General features: G+C 68.0%; 13 protein-coding genes and 1 pseudogene. 7 read left to right on the forward strand and 7 right to left on the reverse strand.

Annotated features, from left to right (window positions below; genetic code table 11):
* Window positions 1-3: 3 nt before the first annotated feature.
* The gene (locus tag M673_RS15410; RefSeq protein WP_061976894.1) at window positions 4-1,353 is read right to left on the reverse strand and encodes a dicarboxylate/amino acid:cation symporter; all 1,350 of its coding nucleotides are present in this window, start codon (window positions 1,351-1,353) and stop codon (window positions 4-6) included.
* A gap of 231 nt (window positions 1,354-1,584) precedes the next feature.
* Between M673_RS15410 and M673_RS15415 the strand changes: the two genes are divergently transcribed.
* Window positions 1,585-3,438 carry a sensor histidine kinase gene (locus tag M673_RS15415; protein WP_082639512.1) on the forward strand — a complete coding sequence of 618 codons (1,854 nt, stop codon included), beginning with the start codon at window positions 1,585-1,587 and terminating at the stop codon, window positions 3,436-3,438.
* Complete coding sequence (locus M673_RS15420; RefSeq protein ID WP_061976897.1) at window positions 3,435-4,787, forward strand: sigma-54-dependent transcriptional regulator; 1,353 nt, start codon at window positions 3,435-3,437, stop codon at window positions 4,785-4,787. Before M673_RS15415 ends, M673_RS15420 begins: the two co-directional genes overlap by 4 nt.
* Window positions 4,788-4,843: 56 nt before the next feature.
* Here the strand turns inward: M673_RS15420 and M673_RS15425 are convergent, their stop codons facing one another.
* Entirely contained in the window at window positions 4,844-5,095 is a 252-nt protein-coding gene (locus M673_RS15425; protein ID WP_061976899.1) for a hypothetical protein, read from the reverse strand.
* Window positions 5,096-5,282: 187 nt separating this feature from the next.
* Here M673_RS15425 and M673_RS15430 point away from each other — a divergent pair, with 187 nt between their 5' ends.
* Window positions 5,283-5,540: a hypothetical protein gene (locus M673_RS15430; RefSeq protein ID WP_061976901.1), complete on the forward strand. Its 258-nt coding sequence runs from the start codon at window positions 5,283-5,285 to the stop codon at window positions 5,538-5,540.
* A gap of 104 nt (window positions 5,541-5,644) precedes the next feature.
* Window positions 5,645-5,896 carry a hypothetical protein gene (locus tag M673_RS15435; RefSeq protein WP_061976903.1) on the forward strand — a complete coding sequence of 84 codons (252 nt, stop codon included), beginning with the start codon at window positions 5,645-5,647 and terminating at the stop codon, window positions 5,894-5,896.
* 40 nt (window positions 5,897-5,936) lie between these two features.
* Here the strand turns inward: M673_RS15435 and M673_RS15440 are convergent, their stop codons facing one another.
* Both M673_RS15440 and M673_RS24930 read right to left on the reverse strand, forming a co-directional pair.
* On the reverse strand, window positions 5,937-7,109 hold the full coding sequence (locus M673_RS15440) for an imelysin family protein (protein ID WP_061976905.1): 1,173 nt from the start codon (window positions 7,107-7,109) through the stop codon (window positions 5,937-5,939).
* Between the two features lie 46 nt (window positions 7,110-7,155).
* Window positions 7,156-7,221: pseudogene (locus M673_RS24930) on the reverse strand (hypothetical protein); the annotation flags it as partial.
* 89 nt (window positions 7,222-7,310) lie between these two features.
* On the opposite strand from M673_RS24930, the gene M673_RS24300 reads away from it, so the two are divergent.
* Together M673_RS24300 and M673_RS15445 are read left to right on the forward strand one after the other, a co-directional pair.
* Window positions 7,311-7,592, forward strand: a complete 282-nt coding sequence (locus M673_RS24300) for a hypothetical protein (protein ID WP_148640094.1) — start codon at window positions 7,311-7,313, stop codon at window positions 7,590-7,592.
* A 241-nt stretch (window positions 7,593-7,833) separates the two neighbouring features.
* Complete coding sequence (locus tag M673_RS15445; RefSeq protein ID WP_061976907.1) at window positions 7,834-8,664, forward strand: DUF2076 domain-containing protein; 831 nt, start codon at window positions 7,834-7,836, stop codon at window positions 8,662-8,664.
* Window positions 8,665-8,749: 85 nt separating this feature from the next.
* Here the strand turns inward: M673_RS15445 and M673_RS15450 are convergent, their stop codons facing one another.
* The 3 genes from M673_RS15450 to M673_RS15460 form a co-directional block, all read right to left on the reverse strand.
* Entirely contained in the window at window positions 8,750-10,111 is a 1,362-nt protein-coding gene (locus M673_RS15450; protein ID WP_061976908.1) for an APC family permease, read from the reverse strand.
* A gap of 92 nt (window positions 10,112-10,203) precedes the next feature.
* Window positions 10,204-10,884: a phosphoglycolate phosphatase gene (gph, locus tag M673_RS15455; protein WP_061976910.1), complete on the reverse strand. Its 681-nt coding sequence runs from the start codon at window positions 10,882-10,884 to the stop codon at window positions 10,204-10,206.
* A 13-nt stretch (window positions 10,885-10,897) separates the two neighbouring features.
* Entirely contained in the window at window positions 10,898-11,392 is a 495-nt protein-coding gene (locus M673_RS15460) for a MaoC family dehydratase (RefSeq protein WP_374755572.1), read from the reverse strand.
* 188 nt (window positions 11,393-11,580) lie between these two features.
* Between M673_RS15460 and M673_RS15465 the strand changes: the two genes are divergently transcribed.
* Window positions 11,581-13,356 carry an N-acetylglutaminylglutamine amidotransferase gene (locus tag M673_RS15465; RefSeq protein WP_061976912.1) on the forward strand — a complete coding sequence of 592 codons (1,776 nt, stop codon included), beginning with the start codon at window positions 11,581-11,583 and terminating at the stop codon, window positions 13,354-13,356.
* The last annotated feature ends 2 nt before the right edge of the window (window positions 13,357-13,358 follow it).

Here is a 13,358-nt window from a genome sequence, read left to right on the forward strand (position 1 = left end):
CGCTCAGGCGGCGGGCGCGGCCTGGACCGTGCCGGTCTCGGCCGTCGCGGGGCCGATCGGCTTGATCTGGCCGTTCAGCGCGGCATGCAGACGATCGGTGTCGAGCTCGCCTTCCCAGCGGGCGACGACGAGCGTGGCGACCGCGTTGCCGACGAGGTTGGTCAGCGCACGGCATTCCGACATGAAGCGGTCGATGCCGAGGATCAGCGCCATGCCGGCGACCGGAACCGAGGGCACAACCGAGAGCGTGGCGGCGAGCGTGATGAAGCCGGCGCCCGTGATGCCCGCCGCGCCCTTGGACGAGAGCATGGCGACGAGGAGCAGGAGAACCTGTTCGCCCAGCGAGAGATGGATGTTGGTGGCCTGGGCGATGAACAAAGCCGCCAGCGTCATGTAGATGTTGGTGCCGTCGAGATTGAAGGAATAGCCGGTCGGGATCACGAGACCGACCACCGACTTCTTGGCGCCGGCCGCTTCCATCTTCTCCATCAGGGTCGGCAGCGCGGCCTCGGAGGAGGACGTGCCAAGCACCAGCAGCAGCTCTTCCTTGATGTAGCGGATCAGCGCCACGATCGAGAAGCCGTTGTAGCGGCAGACCGCGCCGAGCACGACGAAGACGAAGAGGAAGGCGGTGATGTAGAACGTGCCGACCAGCATGGCCAGGTTGGCGACCGAGGAGACGCCGTACTTGCCGATGGTGAAGGCCATGGCACCGAAAGCGCCGATCGGAGCGGCCTTCATCAGGATGCCGACGAGCTTGAACATCGGGGCCGAGACGGCCTGCAGGAAGTTGAGGACAGGCTCGCCCTTCTCGCCGACCATGCCGAGCGCGATGCCGAACAGGACGGAGAAGAACAAGACCTGGAGAATGTCGCCCGATGCGAAGGCGCCGACGATCGTGGTCGGAATGATGTTCTGCAGGAAGCCGGTGATGGTCTGCTCGTGCGCCTTCGTGGCGTAGTCGGCGACCGCCTTGCCGTCGAGCGTGGCGGGGTCGATGTTGAGGCCGGCGCCCGGCTGGATCAGATTGCCGACGATGAGGCCGACGATCAGCGCGAGCGTCGAGAAGGTGATGAAGTAGAGCATCGCCTTGCCGGCGACGCGGCCGACCTTCTTCAGATCGCTCATGCCGGCGATGCCGGTGACGATGGTCAGGAAGATGACGGGCGCGATGATCATCTTGACGAGCTTGATGAAGGCGTCGCCCAGCGGCTTCATCGCCTCGCCGGTCTGCGGATAGAAATGGCCGAGCAGGATGCCGATCGCGATCGCGGTCAGCACCTGAACGTAAAGCTGCGCGTAGAGCGGCTTGCGAGGAGCGGGCTCGCTCCGCACGACGGGTATGGATGCCATGAATGCCTCCCCAAAAGGTTTTCTTCGCGATCCATCCCGATCGCGTTGCAGAAGCTGGCGAACCCCGCAAAGCCTCTTGAGAACTGCATCTGCAAGCCGCGTGCCAACCGCTCTGCGCAAACGACATGCCGGCCATGCAAGGGCCCTTGGAACCTTTCGAAGCCGGCCCAACGGCGATTTGTGCGAATTTCCACTCACCTCGGGACCCGATTTGTGCGATAAACCGCACAGATGAACAGTGCCACCGTCTCTCTCGCTTCCGGCCCCCCCTTGTCGATCCGCAGGGCGATGGTTCTCCTGGCCGGCGCCGGGCTGCTCGTTCTCGTCTGGGCGGGCGCGGGTGAGGTCGGGCGGCGGCAGGCGGACGCGCAGCTTGCGAACCGCGCCGACAGCGCGCTCGCCTCCGCGCTTTCGGTGCTGCGCAGCGAGATCGCCAAGCAGCGCGCCGTGCCAAGCGTCCTGGCCGAGGACCCGGAAGTCGCGAGCGTGCTGCGCCAGCCGACCGAGGCCGGGCTCGACCGGGTGAACCGGCGGCTGAAGACCCTCGCCGACACGACCGGCGCGAGCGTCATCTATCTCGTGTCGCGGTCCGGCTTTGCCGTCGCCTCCAGCAATTATGCCGAACCGCAGAGCTTCGTCGGCAACGACTATCGCTTCCGTCGCTATTTCACCGCCTCGCTCAAGGATGGCGAGGCCGAGCAATATGCGCTGGGCTCCGTCAGCCGACGGCCGGGCCTCTATATCGCGCGCCGGGTCGGCGGAGCGGAGGCGCCGCTCGGCGTCGTGGTGCTGAAGGTCGAGCTCGACGCGGTGGAAGAAACCTGGCGGGCCGGTGGCTCGACGCTATTCGCGACCGACGAGCAGGGCGTCATCCTCGCCACGACCCGGCCGGACTGGCGCTTTCGCACGCTCACCCCCCTTCCCCCGAATGAGCGCGCCGCGATCCGCGAAACGCTGCAGTTCGGCGAGGCGCCGTTGACGCCGCTGGACGCGCTCGCCGCGCGCGGCGGCGCCTATTGGGAGTTGAACGAACGGCGCTCGGACGGGCTGGTCTTCGAGGCCGCCCGCCCCATCGCGGACCCGGCCCTGCCCTGGCGCCTTACGCTTCTGCTGCCGGCGGGGGACAGTTTGAGCGAAAGCCTGCGCTCCGCGCGGCTCGCCGGCTTCGCGCTGCTTCTGGCCGTCGCCGGCCCCGCCATCGCGCTTTATCGCAGGCGCGAGCGCTCGCATCGGCGCCAGCGCGAGCTGCGCGCCACGGCGGCCGAGTTGGAACGGCGCGTCGCCGAGCGCACCGCCGAGATCGCCGAGGCGAACCAGCGCCTGCGCGAGGAGATGGAAGCGCGCGAGCGCTCCGAGCGCCGGGCCGGCGAGTTGCGCGAGGAATTGGATCAGGCCGGGCGTCTCGCCACGCTCGGTCAGATCGCCGCCGGCGTCGCGCACGAGATCAACCAGCCGCTCGCGGCCATCCGCACCTATGGAGAGAATGCCGGCCTGTTCCTCGAAAGGGGCGACACGGCCCGCACGTCGGACAATCTGAAGCTCGTGGTGGGGCTGACCGAGCGGATCGGCGCCATCACCGGCACCTTGCGCAATTTCTCCCGGCGCGGCTCGCAGGCGCTCGGCCCCGTCTCGCTGCAGAGCGCGGCGGAAGGCGCCGAGATGCTCCTGCACAACCGCCTTTCCGTCGTGGCCGCCGCGCTGGCACGAGAGGGCGACGCCTGGGAGACGAGCGTCCTGGCCGAGCCGATCCGGCTGGAACAGGTGCTGGTGAACCTCCTGCAGAACGCGCTCGACGCGGTGGCCGAGCGGCCGGAGCCGCGCATTATCCTCGCCGCCGAATGCGACGGCGAGACCGTGCGCCTGTCGGTGTCCGACAACGGGCCGGGCATCGACCCGGCCGTCCTGCCTCGCCTCTTCGCGCCGTTTTCCACCGCCAAGCCGCGCGGCCTCGGCCTCGGCCTCGTGATCTCGCGCGACATCCTGGCCGAATGGGGCGGCGATCTCACCGCGAGCAACGATCCCGGGCGCGGCGCGCGCTTCACCGCGCGGCTGAAACTTGCGCCCGCAACGAGGAGCCCTTCATGAGCGACGCCCCGAGCCTGCCCGTCGCTTTCGTCGACGACGAGCCCGACCTTCGCGCCGCCAACGAGCAGTCGCTGCTTCTGGCGGGCTATCGCCCGCTCCTGTTCGACCGCGCCGAAGCCGCGCTCGCCGCGGTCGATGCCGGCTTCGAGGGCGTCGTCGTCACCGACCTGCGCATGCCCGGCCTCAGCGGGCTCGACCTGTTTCGCCGTCTGCGCGCGCTGGACGCCGATCTGCCGGTGATCCTCGTCACCGGGCACGGCGACGTCGCCACCGCCGTCGATGCGCTGCACGAAGGCGTCTACGACTTCATCGCCAAGCCCTATCCCGCCGCGCGGCTGATGGACGCCGTGCGCCGGGCGGGCGAGAAGCGCCGGCTCGTTCTGGAAAACCGCCGACTGCGCGCGCTGGCCGCGCAAGGCAGCGAGGCCGACGCGCCGCTGATTGGCGACAGCCCCTCCATGCAGCGCCTGCGCCGCACGCTGCGCCAGATCGCCGACGCCGATGTCGACGTTCTCGTGGAAGGCGAAACGGGCTCGGGCAAGGAGGTGGTGGCGAGCGCGCTGCATGGCTGGAGCCGCCGCGCGGCCCATCCCTTCGTGGCGCTCAACTGCGGCGCTCTGCCCGAGACGGTGATCGAGAGCGAACTCTTCGGGCACGAGAGCGGCGCCTTCACGGGCGCGGCCAAGCGGCGCGTCGGGCGCATCGAGCATTCCAGCGGCGGAACGCTGTTTCTGGACGAGATCGAGTCCATGCCGCTGGCATTGCAGGTCAAGCTCCTGCGAGTCCTGGAAACGCGCGAGGTGGAGCCGCTCGGCACCAACGAGCGCCGGCCGGTGGACCTGCGCGTCGTCGCGGCCGCCAAGGTCGATCTCGGCGGGGCCGAAGCGCGAGCCTATTTCCGCGAGGATCTGTTCTACCGGCTGAACGTCGTGACCGTGCAGATCCCGCCCCTGCGCGAGCGGCGGGGCGATGTGCCGCTGCTCTTCGCCACCTTTCTGGAGCGGGCGGCCAAGCGGTTCCGTCGCGAACCGCCGGCCCTTTCGCCCTCCGTCGCCCGGCATCTGCGCGAGCACGACTGGCCGGGCAATGTGCGCGAACTCGTTCATTTCGCCGAGCGCGTGGCGCTGGGCATCGAGGAACCGGCGGAGCCTGCCGATTGCGCTCGAACCGGCATGACCCTGCCGGAGCGGGTGGACGCCTTCGAGGCCGACGCGATCCGCGCAGCCCTCGAAGGGAGCAATGGAGACGTGAAGCGGACGATCGAAGCGCTCGGCATTCCGCGCAAGACCTTCTACGACAAGCTCCAGCGACACGGCATAAGCCGCCGCGACTTCGCGGGCGAGAGCTAGATCACCTCTGAATTGTCCGACAGCTAAGCGTGTCCGCTTTACCGTCGCAGGATGCTCTAGGCGCCCTGCCGAATGGCATCGAGCACCTTGCCGAGATGCTGCGAGCCGGCTTCGGTCAGCGTGCCCCGATCGCCTTCGGCCTCCAGGAGCCCGGCCTTTTCGAGTTCCTCGACGCCGGCCGAATCCGCCTTGTGCCCCTTGCCGTCGTCGAGCACGACGCGCGTCACCACCTCGCCGCTGACGAGCGAATGATAGGCCGCGAAGGTGAGGATGGAGAGGGCGTGGTCGCTGAGTTTCGTCTGGCTCATGTCGGCTTTCCCAAGCTGAGGTTCTGTCTCCAAAACCCAATGGAACGGGCGCCCGATGGCTCCGCCGGAGCGGCAAATTCACGCGCCCCGGGCAGGCCGTTCTGCTGCGAAAAAAGTCCCTCTCCCCTTTCTCGACAGCGCCACGATCCGTCGTTACCTCTGCCCGCGGAACTGCAAGGCATCGCATATGACGAAGATCGTAGACCCCGAGTTGAACGCCCTGATTCGCGAGGTGATCGACGCCCGGCTCATCAAGCCCGGCTCGCCCGAGCAGATCGTGGCCGCGCGCGTGGCGAGCGAAGGTCTGGGCGCTCTGGCGCCCGACGAGCGGGAACTGTTCGAAACGAGGGTGCTGCCCATTCTGGCCAAGCCGATCCGGGAGCAACTGGCGATCGCCTCGATCGTGCAGCGCGGCGGCTACGTGCCCCGCAAGATCGAATTCTAAGCCCATCATATTTTGGCGAGGCGGGCGGTTGCGCCCGCCTCGCCCCGTGGAAACCGGACGAGACGATCCTAGATTCAAAGGGATATCTGTTTCGGAGTGTTTCGATGCGTGCCGACCCCGAATTGTCGCAATTGATCGCCGACGTCATCGACGCCGGGCTTTTGAAAGCGGGGTCGCGCGAGATCGAGATCGCCCAGCTCGTGGCCCGTCAGGGCCAGCGTCGGCTGACGCCGGAGGACCGGCATATTTGGGAAAACGGCGTGTTGCCGGTCCTGGCGAAGCCCATCGACATCCAGATCGCCGTCCGCTCGCTGGAGCGACGCTCCTACGGCTTGGCGCCCAGACCGTTGGCCTGAGGGTGCGGTCTCAGGCGTGGTCGGGCGGGCGAGCGCGGGATCACGGCGTGTCCTTCTCATCGCCGTCCAGCGCGGAGAAATCCGCCGAGAGGCCGAGGGCGGGCGCGACTTCAGTGGTGAGAACCGTTTCCACCGTTTGGATGCGTGCCATGGCATCGCGCAGCACGGCCTCGCCCTCCGCCGTGCCGGCGGCCTGACCGAGATCGGGGCCGAGCGCGCGGATCGACACGGCGATGGCACCGAGCTCCTGCGCCGGGTCGAGCGACGTGCCGGGCTTGAGCGCCAGCAACCCCGAGTCCGCCAGGAGCGCCCGCAGCCCGTCGAGATCGGCCACCAGCATGGCGGTCGCGTGATCGCTGCGCCCGAACAGGAAGAGATTGGTCTTGGTCTCGCCGGGCAGCGCGTTGAGGCCCGGCAGGATGCGCAGCTCGCGGACCGCCGTCAGTCCGCGAACCACGGTGGCGAAGAGTTCCTGCAGCGAATCCTGCGTCGAGCGATAGGTCGGGTCGGAGGGTTTGGGCTTGGTCAGGCGCTCGACTATGCCGTGCGGATGGCGCCATTGCTCGGCCACCGCATCGGAAATCTGGCCGAGATTGCCGACGATCGTCGCGCCGTAGCGGCAGCGGAACGCGCCGGCCTGGCTCGCCAGCGCATCCGAGCCATTGCCGAACAGAACATATTCCAGCGCCGTCAGCCCCTGCACGGCGACGCTCTTGCGCGGCAGGAGATCGCTCGTCGCCGCGTCCGCGTCGCGCCGGTTGACGATGATCTGCGCCTGACGCTGGGCCGCGCCGCGCCGGTCGGGCCAGAACAGGTAGCGCTCGAAGCGACTGCCTTCGGTGATCGGCCCGAAGCGGATGAACTCCACCGCACCGAAGGCCTGCGCCAGATCGGCAAAGCCCTGGCGCGCCGCCTTCAACTTGGCTTCGTCGGGCTTGGCGCAAAGCTCGGTGAAGGCCTTGGCCTCGACCTCGCCGGCCTTGTCCAGTCGCTCGTAGCCCGGCCGGATCACGCTTTCGATCGCCCGCGCCACCACCGCTTCGCGCGTCGGCGCGGCAGGAGCGGTCTGCGCCAATGCCGCGCTGCCCGTGGAGAGAACGAGACAGGCCGCGATCGAGGCCCTGAAACTGTGCCGCATCTGCAAGGACTCCCGAAAGCGAAGCAGTGCGGCGCGATCCTCGGCCGACAGGGCCGCGCGCACCCACGCCGCCATGCCAGCGGATCGCCTCCGCTAAGCTTCTGGCGCGGCCATCATGAAGACACAGCGTGTGGCCGCCCACGGTCTGCGCCAGACCGATACCCCATAGCGTCGGCCTGCGCCACATTGCGAAGGGCCGACATCACTCATAGGCGGATGGTCGGCCAGCCCCCCGCCCCTGTCGAACAGCGGGAGGTCGGAAGAAGGCGGGATCGGTTGGAAGGCACGGTGCCTGTCGGTCTGACGGTTGGTGACGAGATCGAGCACCGGGTCCGGCGCCTCCCCCGGCCCAAGCTCTCTAGAACGCCGCTGCACGGAGAGGCAGCCAGCATCGGCCTGCGTGCAGGCGCGCGAGAGGCCGGCGGACACGGAAAATCGAAGGCGGGGCTTCGGCCGCGCAACGTGTTGAACATTGGCCCCAAAGCCACCGGTGGCAAAGTGGTGAATCTCGGGTTCGCCTCGGATCTCCAAGTTTGCGCAAGTGCGCTTTCCGTCTGAAATCGTTCCGAGATTCACGCCATTCGAGACGAGGCGCCAGGGCCGGCGATCGAGGCGAACACACTTGGATTCGGAGCCGTGCCGACGCGGCGAGGCCGACCTTGCGAAGAATCAATCTTCACGCGCTGGAACCGCCACAATTCGTCGCACATCTCTTCTCTCGTCCACCTAGATTCGGCTTCGAATCCGCGGCCGAGGACAAGCGAAGGCCGCCGCAGTGGCCTGTGAACGAGGGACCGAGATGAACAGCGACGAACGTCAGATGCTGCAAAGCCTCTTCACCCGCCTGGGGGACGCGGAACGGGGCGCCCCGCCCCGCGACGGCGAGGCGGAAAGCTTCATTCGCGACCGCGTTTCCAGCGCGCCGCACGTGCCCTACTACATGGCGCAGACGATCATCGTGCAGGAAGAGGCGTTGAAGGCGGCCCACGCCCGCATCGAGGAACTGGAGCGCGCCGAGCGCGAGCGCCCGGCCCAGAGCAGCGGCGGCGGCGGCTTCCTCAGCGGGCTCTTCGGCGGCGGCGGTTCCGCGTCGCGCGACAGCCAGTCCAATTCCCGCGACAGCCAGCCGATGGGCGTGCCGCAGGGCTATCGCGGCGGGCAGGATGCCGGCTACGGGCAGGCGCAGCCCGCGCGCGGCCCCTGGGGCGCCAGCCCCCCGCAGCAGGGCGGCGGCTACGCGCAAGCCCCGATGCCTCCGCAAGGCGGGTACGGCGCGCAGCCCGGCTATGGCCAGCCCGCCGCCTACCAGCCGCCCGCGCAGGGCGGGCGCGGCGGCGGCTTCCTGGCCGGCGCGGCGCAGACGGCGGTGGGCGTGGCCGGCGGCGTGGTGCTCGGCAACATGCTGGGCAACATGTTCGGCGGCTCGCATTCCTTTCTCAATCCTGGCGGCGCGGGCGGGGTCGTGGAGAACACCACGATCGAGAACACCGAGATCATCAACGAGGCGCCCGGCGCGCAGGACGTGTCGGCATCCGACTCGGGCGATAATTCCTATGACGACGGCGGGATGCAGGACGCCGACTACGACGATCCCGGCTTCGGCGGCGGCGACGATTTCGAGGACATCTGAGCCCTTTGCGGAACGGTTGAAACGAAGAAGGCCCGCCGGTCTCCGGCGGGCCTTCTTCGTGAGGCGTCGGACTTTCAGGAGCGCCTCAGTTGGCGCCTTCGCTTTCCAGGAAGGCGTCGATGCGCCCTTCCCGGCCCGCGCCGGTCGCGAAATACAGAAGCACGATGCCGAGGAGCAGGCTGCCGGCGATGATCGGGGCGGCCCAGTCTCCTTCCGCGATGCGCACGACGATCAGCGTGGCGCAAAGCGCGGCGCCCAGGATCGGCACGAGGCTCGGGATTTCGAACCGCCCCTTGGCCTCGCCCTTGCGGCGCTGGAGCACGAGAAGCGCGACATTGACCACGGTGAAGACCGTGAGAAGCAGGAGCACGGTGGAGGCGGCGAGCGCGCCGATATTGCCGACCAGCGACAGCGCGACGACGATCACCAGCAGCACGCCGATCGCGACATAGGGCGTGTGGCGCGTCTTGTGCACGCGCCCGAAAGCCTCGGGCAGGAGCCCCTGACGCGACATGCCGTAGAGCAGCCGCGAGGCCATGACGTAGTTGACCAGTGCCGTGTTGGCGACCGCGAAAATGGTGATGCCGGCATAGATGCCAGTCGGGAACCAGGGCGCGGCGCGCTCCACCACGAGAATGAGCGGCCCGGGCGCTTCGGCGAGTTCCCGCCAGGGCACGACGGACACCGCCGTCACCGCCACGGCGATATAGATCGCGGTGGCCGCCAGCATGGCGGCGAGGATGGCGATGGGCATGGTGCGCTCGGGCTCGCGCACTTCCTCCGAGACGTTCAGCATGTCCTCGAAGCCGATGAAGGAGAAGAAGGTCAGCACCGCGCCTTGCGCGACGAGCAGCATGACGGAGCCGCCCAGCGGCTCACCTCCCTCGCCGGTCGGAAACTCCAGGAGATTGGTCTCGCCCCAATAGGAGATGCCGACGGCGATGACGAGGATAAGGCCGAAGGCCTCGATCACGGTGCAGAGCGCGTTCAGCCAGAGCGATTCCGAAATGCCCCGGAACAGAACGCCGGCGAGCAGCACGAGGAAGCCGATGGCGAGAACGCTTTGCGGCGTGTCGATGCCGACGACGCTGGCGAAATTGCGCGCCACGACATTGCTTTGCGTGGCGATGGAGGTGAGGCCCGAGCACACGACGGCGAGGCCCACGACATAGGAGAGCATGGGCCGGCCATAGGCGCGCTGCGTGACATAGGCCGCCCCGCCGGCGCGCGGATAGCGCGAGGCGATCGAGGCATAGGACAGGCCCGTGAGCAGCGCCGCCACCATGGAGACAAGGAAAGCCATCCAAATGGCGCTGCCGAGTTCCTTCGCCGCCTCGCCGACTAGCCCGTAGATGCCCGCGCCGAGCATGGAACCGAGGCCGAACAGGGCGACCTGCGGCAGGCCCACCGCCCGCTTGAGCTTCGCTTCGCCATCCGTCTGCGTCATCGCGGCCCGTTCCTTTCCCGTGACTTCATCCGGGGAACGATAGCGGCGAGCGGTCGCATGGCGAGGGGGATTGCGGCGAAAAAGCGGCTGGACTAGCCCTTAAGCCCGGCGAGGCGGCCCGGAATCTCGTCCAGCCGGTCGAGCACGAGATCGGCGCCGAGTGCTTCGGCCGCATGCACGGTATAGCCGCCGCGCAGCGCGATCGCCTTCATGCCGGCGGCCTTTGCGGCATCCACGTCGTTTTCCGAGTCGCCGACGAAGACGACATCCGCCGGCTCCAGGCCAAGCTCCCGGGCGGCGAAGAGGAGGAGATCGGGCGCGGGCTTCTTGCGCGGGCCGGCATCGCCGCCGACCACGATCTCCATCCGCTCCAAAACGCCGAAATGCTTCAGGATCTCGTCGGTCTCGGCGCGCGGCTTGTTGGTGACGACGCCGAGCCGAAAGCCGCCCTCGCCGAGGAAGCGCAGCGCGTCGCTGGCGCCGGCGTTCAGCGTGGTCAGCTCTGTGGCGCGCGGGCCGTAGATCGAGAGGTAGCGGGCGACGACCTTGTCGCGCGTCGCCGGGTCGATCGCCTTGCCGAGCGCGGCATAGGCCCGCTCGATCAGGGCCTGCACGCCAGCGCCCACCATGGCGGCGACGGCCTCGGGCATGAAGGGCGGCTCGCCGTAGCTCGCCAGCGTCTCGTTCAGCGCGGCGTGAATGTCGGGCAGCGAGTCGATCAGCGTGCCGTCGAGATCGAACAGCACGGCCTTCGGCCAGGTTGCGTCTTGCATGGAACGGGTCTCCTCAGGCGGCGGGCGGCTCGATCACGGCGAGCGTGATCCAATGGGCGGTGAGCGCGGGCTTGGTCACGTTCTCGATCTCGATCGAGGCGTCCCAGGCGGACTGCACGGAAACGGCCCGCTCGGTGAGCCCGATCAGCCGGAAGCGCCCGCGCACTCGCGCGCCGGATTTGACCGGCGTCAGGAAGCGCACTTTCTCGAACCCGTAATTGATGCCCATCTTGGTGCCCTCGACGCCAGGCATGGCGCCATAGGCGAGGATCGACAGAAGCGAGAGCGTCAGGAACCCATGCGCGATCGTTCCGCCGAAGGGCGCCTCGGCCGCTGCGCGCGCGGGATCGACATGGATGAACTGGTGGTCGTGCGTGGCGTCGGCGAACGTGTCGATCATGCGCTGGTCCACCACCAGCCAGTCCGACACGAAGGCCTCGCCGTCGAGATGCGCGCGATAGACGTCCATCGGCACGAGGGTTGGGCCCTTGGGGCTCGTCGCGGTCATGATGCGTCCTGAAACGGTTCCAGACCCCCGCTCATAGAGAAGTCCGGCCGTCCTGACCACGGCAGGAGGTCACTTTGCCGGAGAGGCGGGCTTCCCTTCGCGTTCGGCCTTTTTGCTGGGATGCAGCAAAGGCCGCCCTAGCTAACGAACCCGACCCCGAACCCAAGACATCCCTGGAAAGGAAAACCATGTGCGGAATCTGCGGTGAAGTCCGCTTCGACGGCGGGTTCGCTTCGCCGGACCGGATCGGTGCCATGGCCACCTGCCTCGCCCCGCGTGGGCCGGACGGCGCGGGCCTCGTGGTGCGCGGGCGCGTCGGGCTCGGCCATCGCCGGCTGAAGATCATCGATCTCACCGAAAACTCCGCCCAGCCTATGGAAGACCCCGAGCTCGGCCTGACGCTCGCCTTCAACGGCTGTATCTACAATTATCCCGAGCTGCGCCGCGAGCTGCAGGGCATGGGCTATCGCTTCTTCTCGCATGGCGACACGGAAGTGATCCTCAAGAGCTACCACGCCTGGGGCCGGGACTGCGTGAAGCGCTTCCACGGCATGTTCGCCTTCGCCATCCACGAGCGCGAGACCGGGCGCGTGTGCCTGGCGCGAGACCGGTTCGGCATCAAGCCGCTCTATCTCGCTCAGGACAAGGACCGGCTCCTGATCGCCTCCTCCCTGCCCTCGATCGTGGCGGCCGGCGGCGTCGACACGTCGATCGACCCGGAAGCCCTGCACCACTACATGAGCTTCCACGCCGTCGTGCCGGCGCCGCTCACCATCCTGAAAGGCGTGCGCAAGCTGCCGCCGGCCACCACGCGCATGGTGGAGCCGGACGGTCGCTTCGACGACGTGACCTATTGGGCGCCCGCCTTCGGGCCGCAAGCGGGCGACGTGGGCAAGACGACGCGCGACTGGGAGGACGAGCTGCTCGCTCATCTTCGCCGCGCGGTGGAGCGGCGCATGGTGGCGGACGTGCCGGTCGGCGTGCTCCTGTCGGGCGGCGTCGACTCCTCCGTCATCGTCGGCCTCCTGGCCGAGGCCGGGCAGACCGGTCTCTCCACCTTCTCGATCGGCTTCGAGGACGCCAATGGCGAGGTCGGCAACGAGTTCGAATATTCCGACCTGATCGCCAAACATTACGGCACGAAGCACCACCGCATCTTCGTGCCCGGAGCGGAGCTTCTCCAGAACCTGCCGGCGGCGATCCGCGCCATGTCGGAGCCGATGGTCTCCTACGACAATATCGGCTTCTTCCTCCTGTCGCGGGAAGTGTCGAAGCACATCAAGGTCGTGCAGAGCGGCCAGGGCGCGGACGAGATCCTGGCCGGCTACCATTGGTATCCGCCGATGCAGGGCGCGGCCGATCCGCTCAAGGCCTATTCCGGCGCCTTCTTCGACCGCTCGCACGAGACCCTGCAAAGCCAGCTCGGCCCCAAATGGCGCGGCGGATCGAACGTGAGCCTCGACTTCGTGCGCCGACATTTCGAGCTGCCTGGCGCCGAGGACCCCGTCGCCAAGGCGCTGCGCATCGACAGCCAGATCATGCTGGTGGACGACCCGGTGAAGCGTGTCGACAACATGACCATGGCCTGGGGCCTGGAAGCGCGCGTGCCCTTCCTCGACCATGAATTCGCCGAGCTGGCCGCGCGCATTCCCTCGTCGGAAAAGCTGAAGGGCGGCGGCAAGGGCATTCTGAAGGACGTGGCGCGGCGGATCATCCCGTCCGAAGTGATCGACCGCAAGAAGGGCTATTTTCCGGTTCCGCAGCTAAAATATCTCGCTGGGCCGACGCTCGACATGGTGCGCGACACGATGGGCTCAGCCCGAGCGCGCGAGCGCGGTCTGTTCGACCCCGCCTATCTCGACCGGCTCTTCGCCGACCCCGCCGGCCACATCACGCCGCTCCAGGGCTCCGAGCTTTGGCAGGTGGCGCTTCTGGAACTTTGGCTGGGCGAACAGGGGCTTTGACC

Source organism: Aureimonas sp. AU20, from assembly GCF_001442755.1.
Lineage (GTDB): Bacteria > Pseudomonadota > Alphaproteobacteria > Rhizobiales > Rhizobiaceae > Aureimonas.

Coding starts and splice junctions, on each gene's coding strand:
- M673_RS15415 (WP_082639512.1), top strand. CDS start 1,585: ATGAACAGTGCCACCGTCTCTCTCGCTTCCGGCCCCCCCTTGTCGATC.
- M673_RS15430 (WP_061976901.1), top strand. CDS start 5,283: ATGACGAAGATCGTAGACCCCGAGTTGAACGCCCTGATTCGCGAGGTG.
- gph (WP_061976910.1), bottom strand. CDS start 10,884: ATGCAAGACGCAACCTGGCCGAAGGCCGTGCTGTTCGATCTCGACGGC.
- M673_RS15420 (WP_061976897.1), top strand. CDS start 3,435: ATGAGCGACGCCCCGAGCCTGCCCGTCGCTTTCGTCGACGACGAGCCC.
- M673_RS15460 (WP_374755572.1), bottom strand. CDS start 11,392: ATGACCGCGACGAGCCCCAAGGGCCCAACCCTCGTGCCGATGGACGTC.
- M673_RS15440 (WP_061976905.1), bottom strand. CDS start 7,109: ATGGCGGCGTGGGTGCGCGCGGCCCTGTCGGCCGAGGATCGCGCCGCA.
- M673_RS15435 (WP_061976903.1), top strand. CDS start 5,645: ATGCGTGCCGACCCCGAATTGTCGCAATTGATCGCCGACGTCATCGAC.
- M673_RS15410 (WP_061976894.1), bottom strand. CDS start 1,353: ATGGCATCCATACCCGTCGTGCGGAGCGAGCCCGCTCCTCGCAAGCCG.
- M673_RS15465 (WP_061976912.1), top strand. CDS start 11,581: ATGTGCGGAATCTGCGGTGAAGTCCGCTTCGACGGCGGGTTCGCTTCG.
- M673_RS15425 (WP_061976899.1), bottom strand. CDS start 5,095: ATGAGCCAGACGAAACTCAGCGACCACGCCCTCTCCATCCTCACCTTC.
- M673_RS15445 (WP_061976907.1), top strand. CDS start 7,834: ATGAACAGCGACGAACGTCAGATGCTGCAAAGCCTCTTCACCCGCCTG.
- M673_RS15450 (WP_061976908.1), bottom strand. CDS start 10,111: ATGACGCAGACGGATGGCGAAGCGAAGCTCAAGCGGGCGGTGGGCCTG.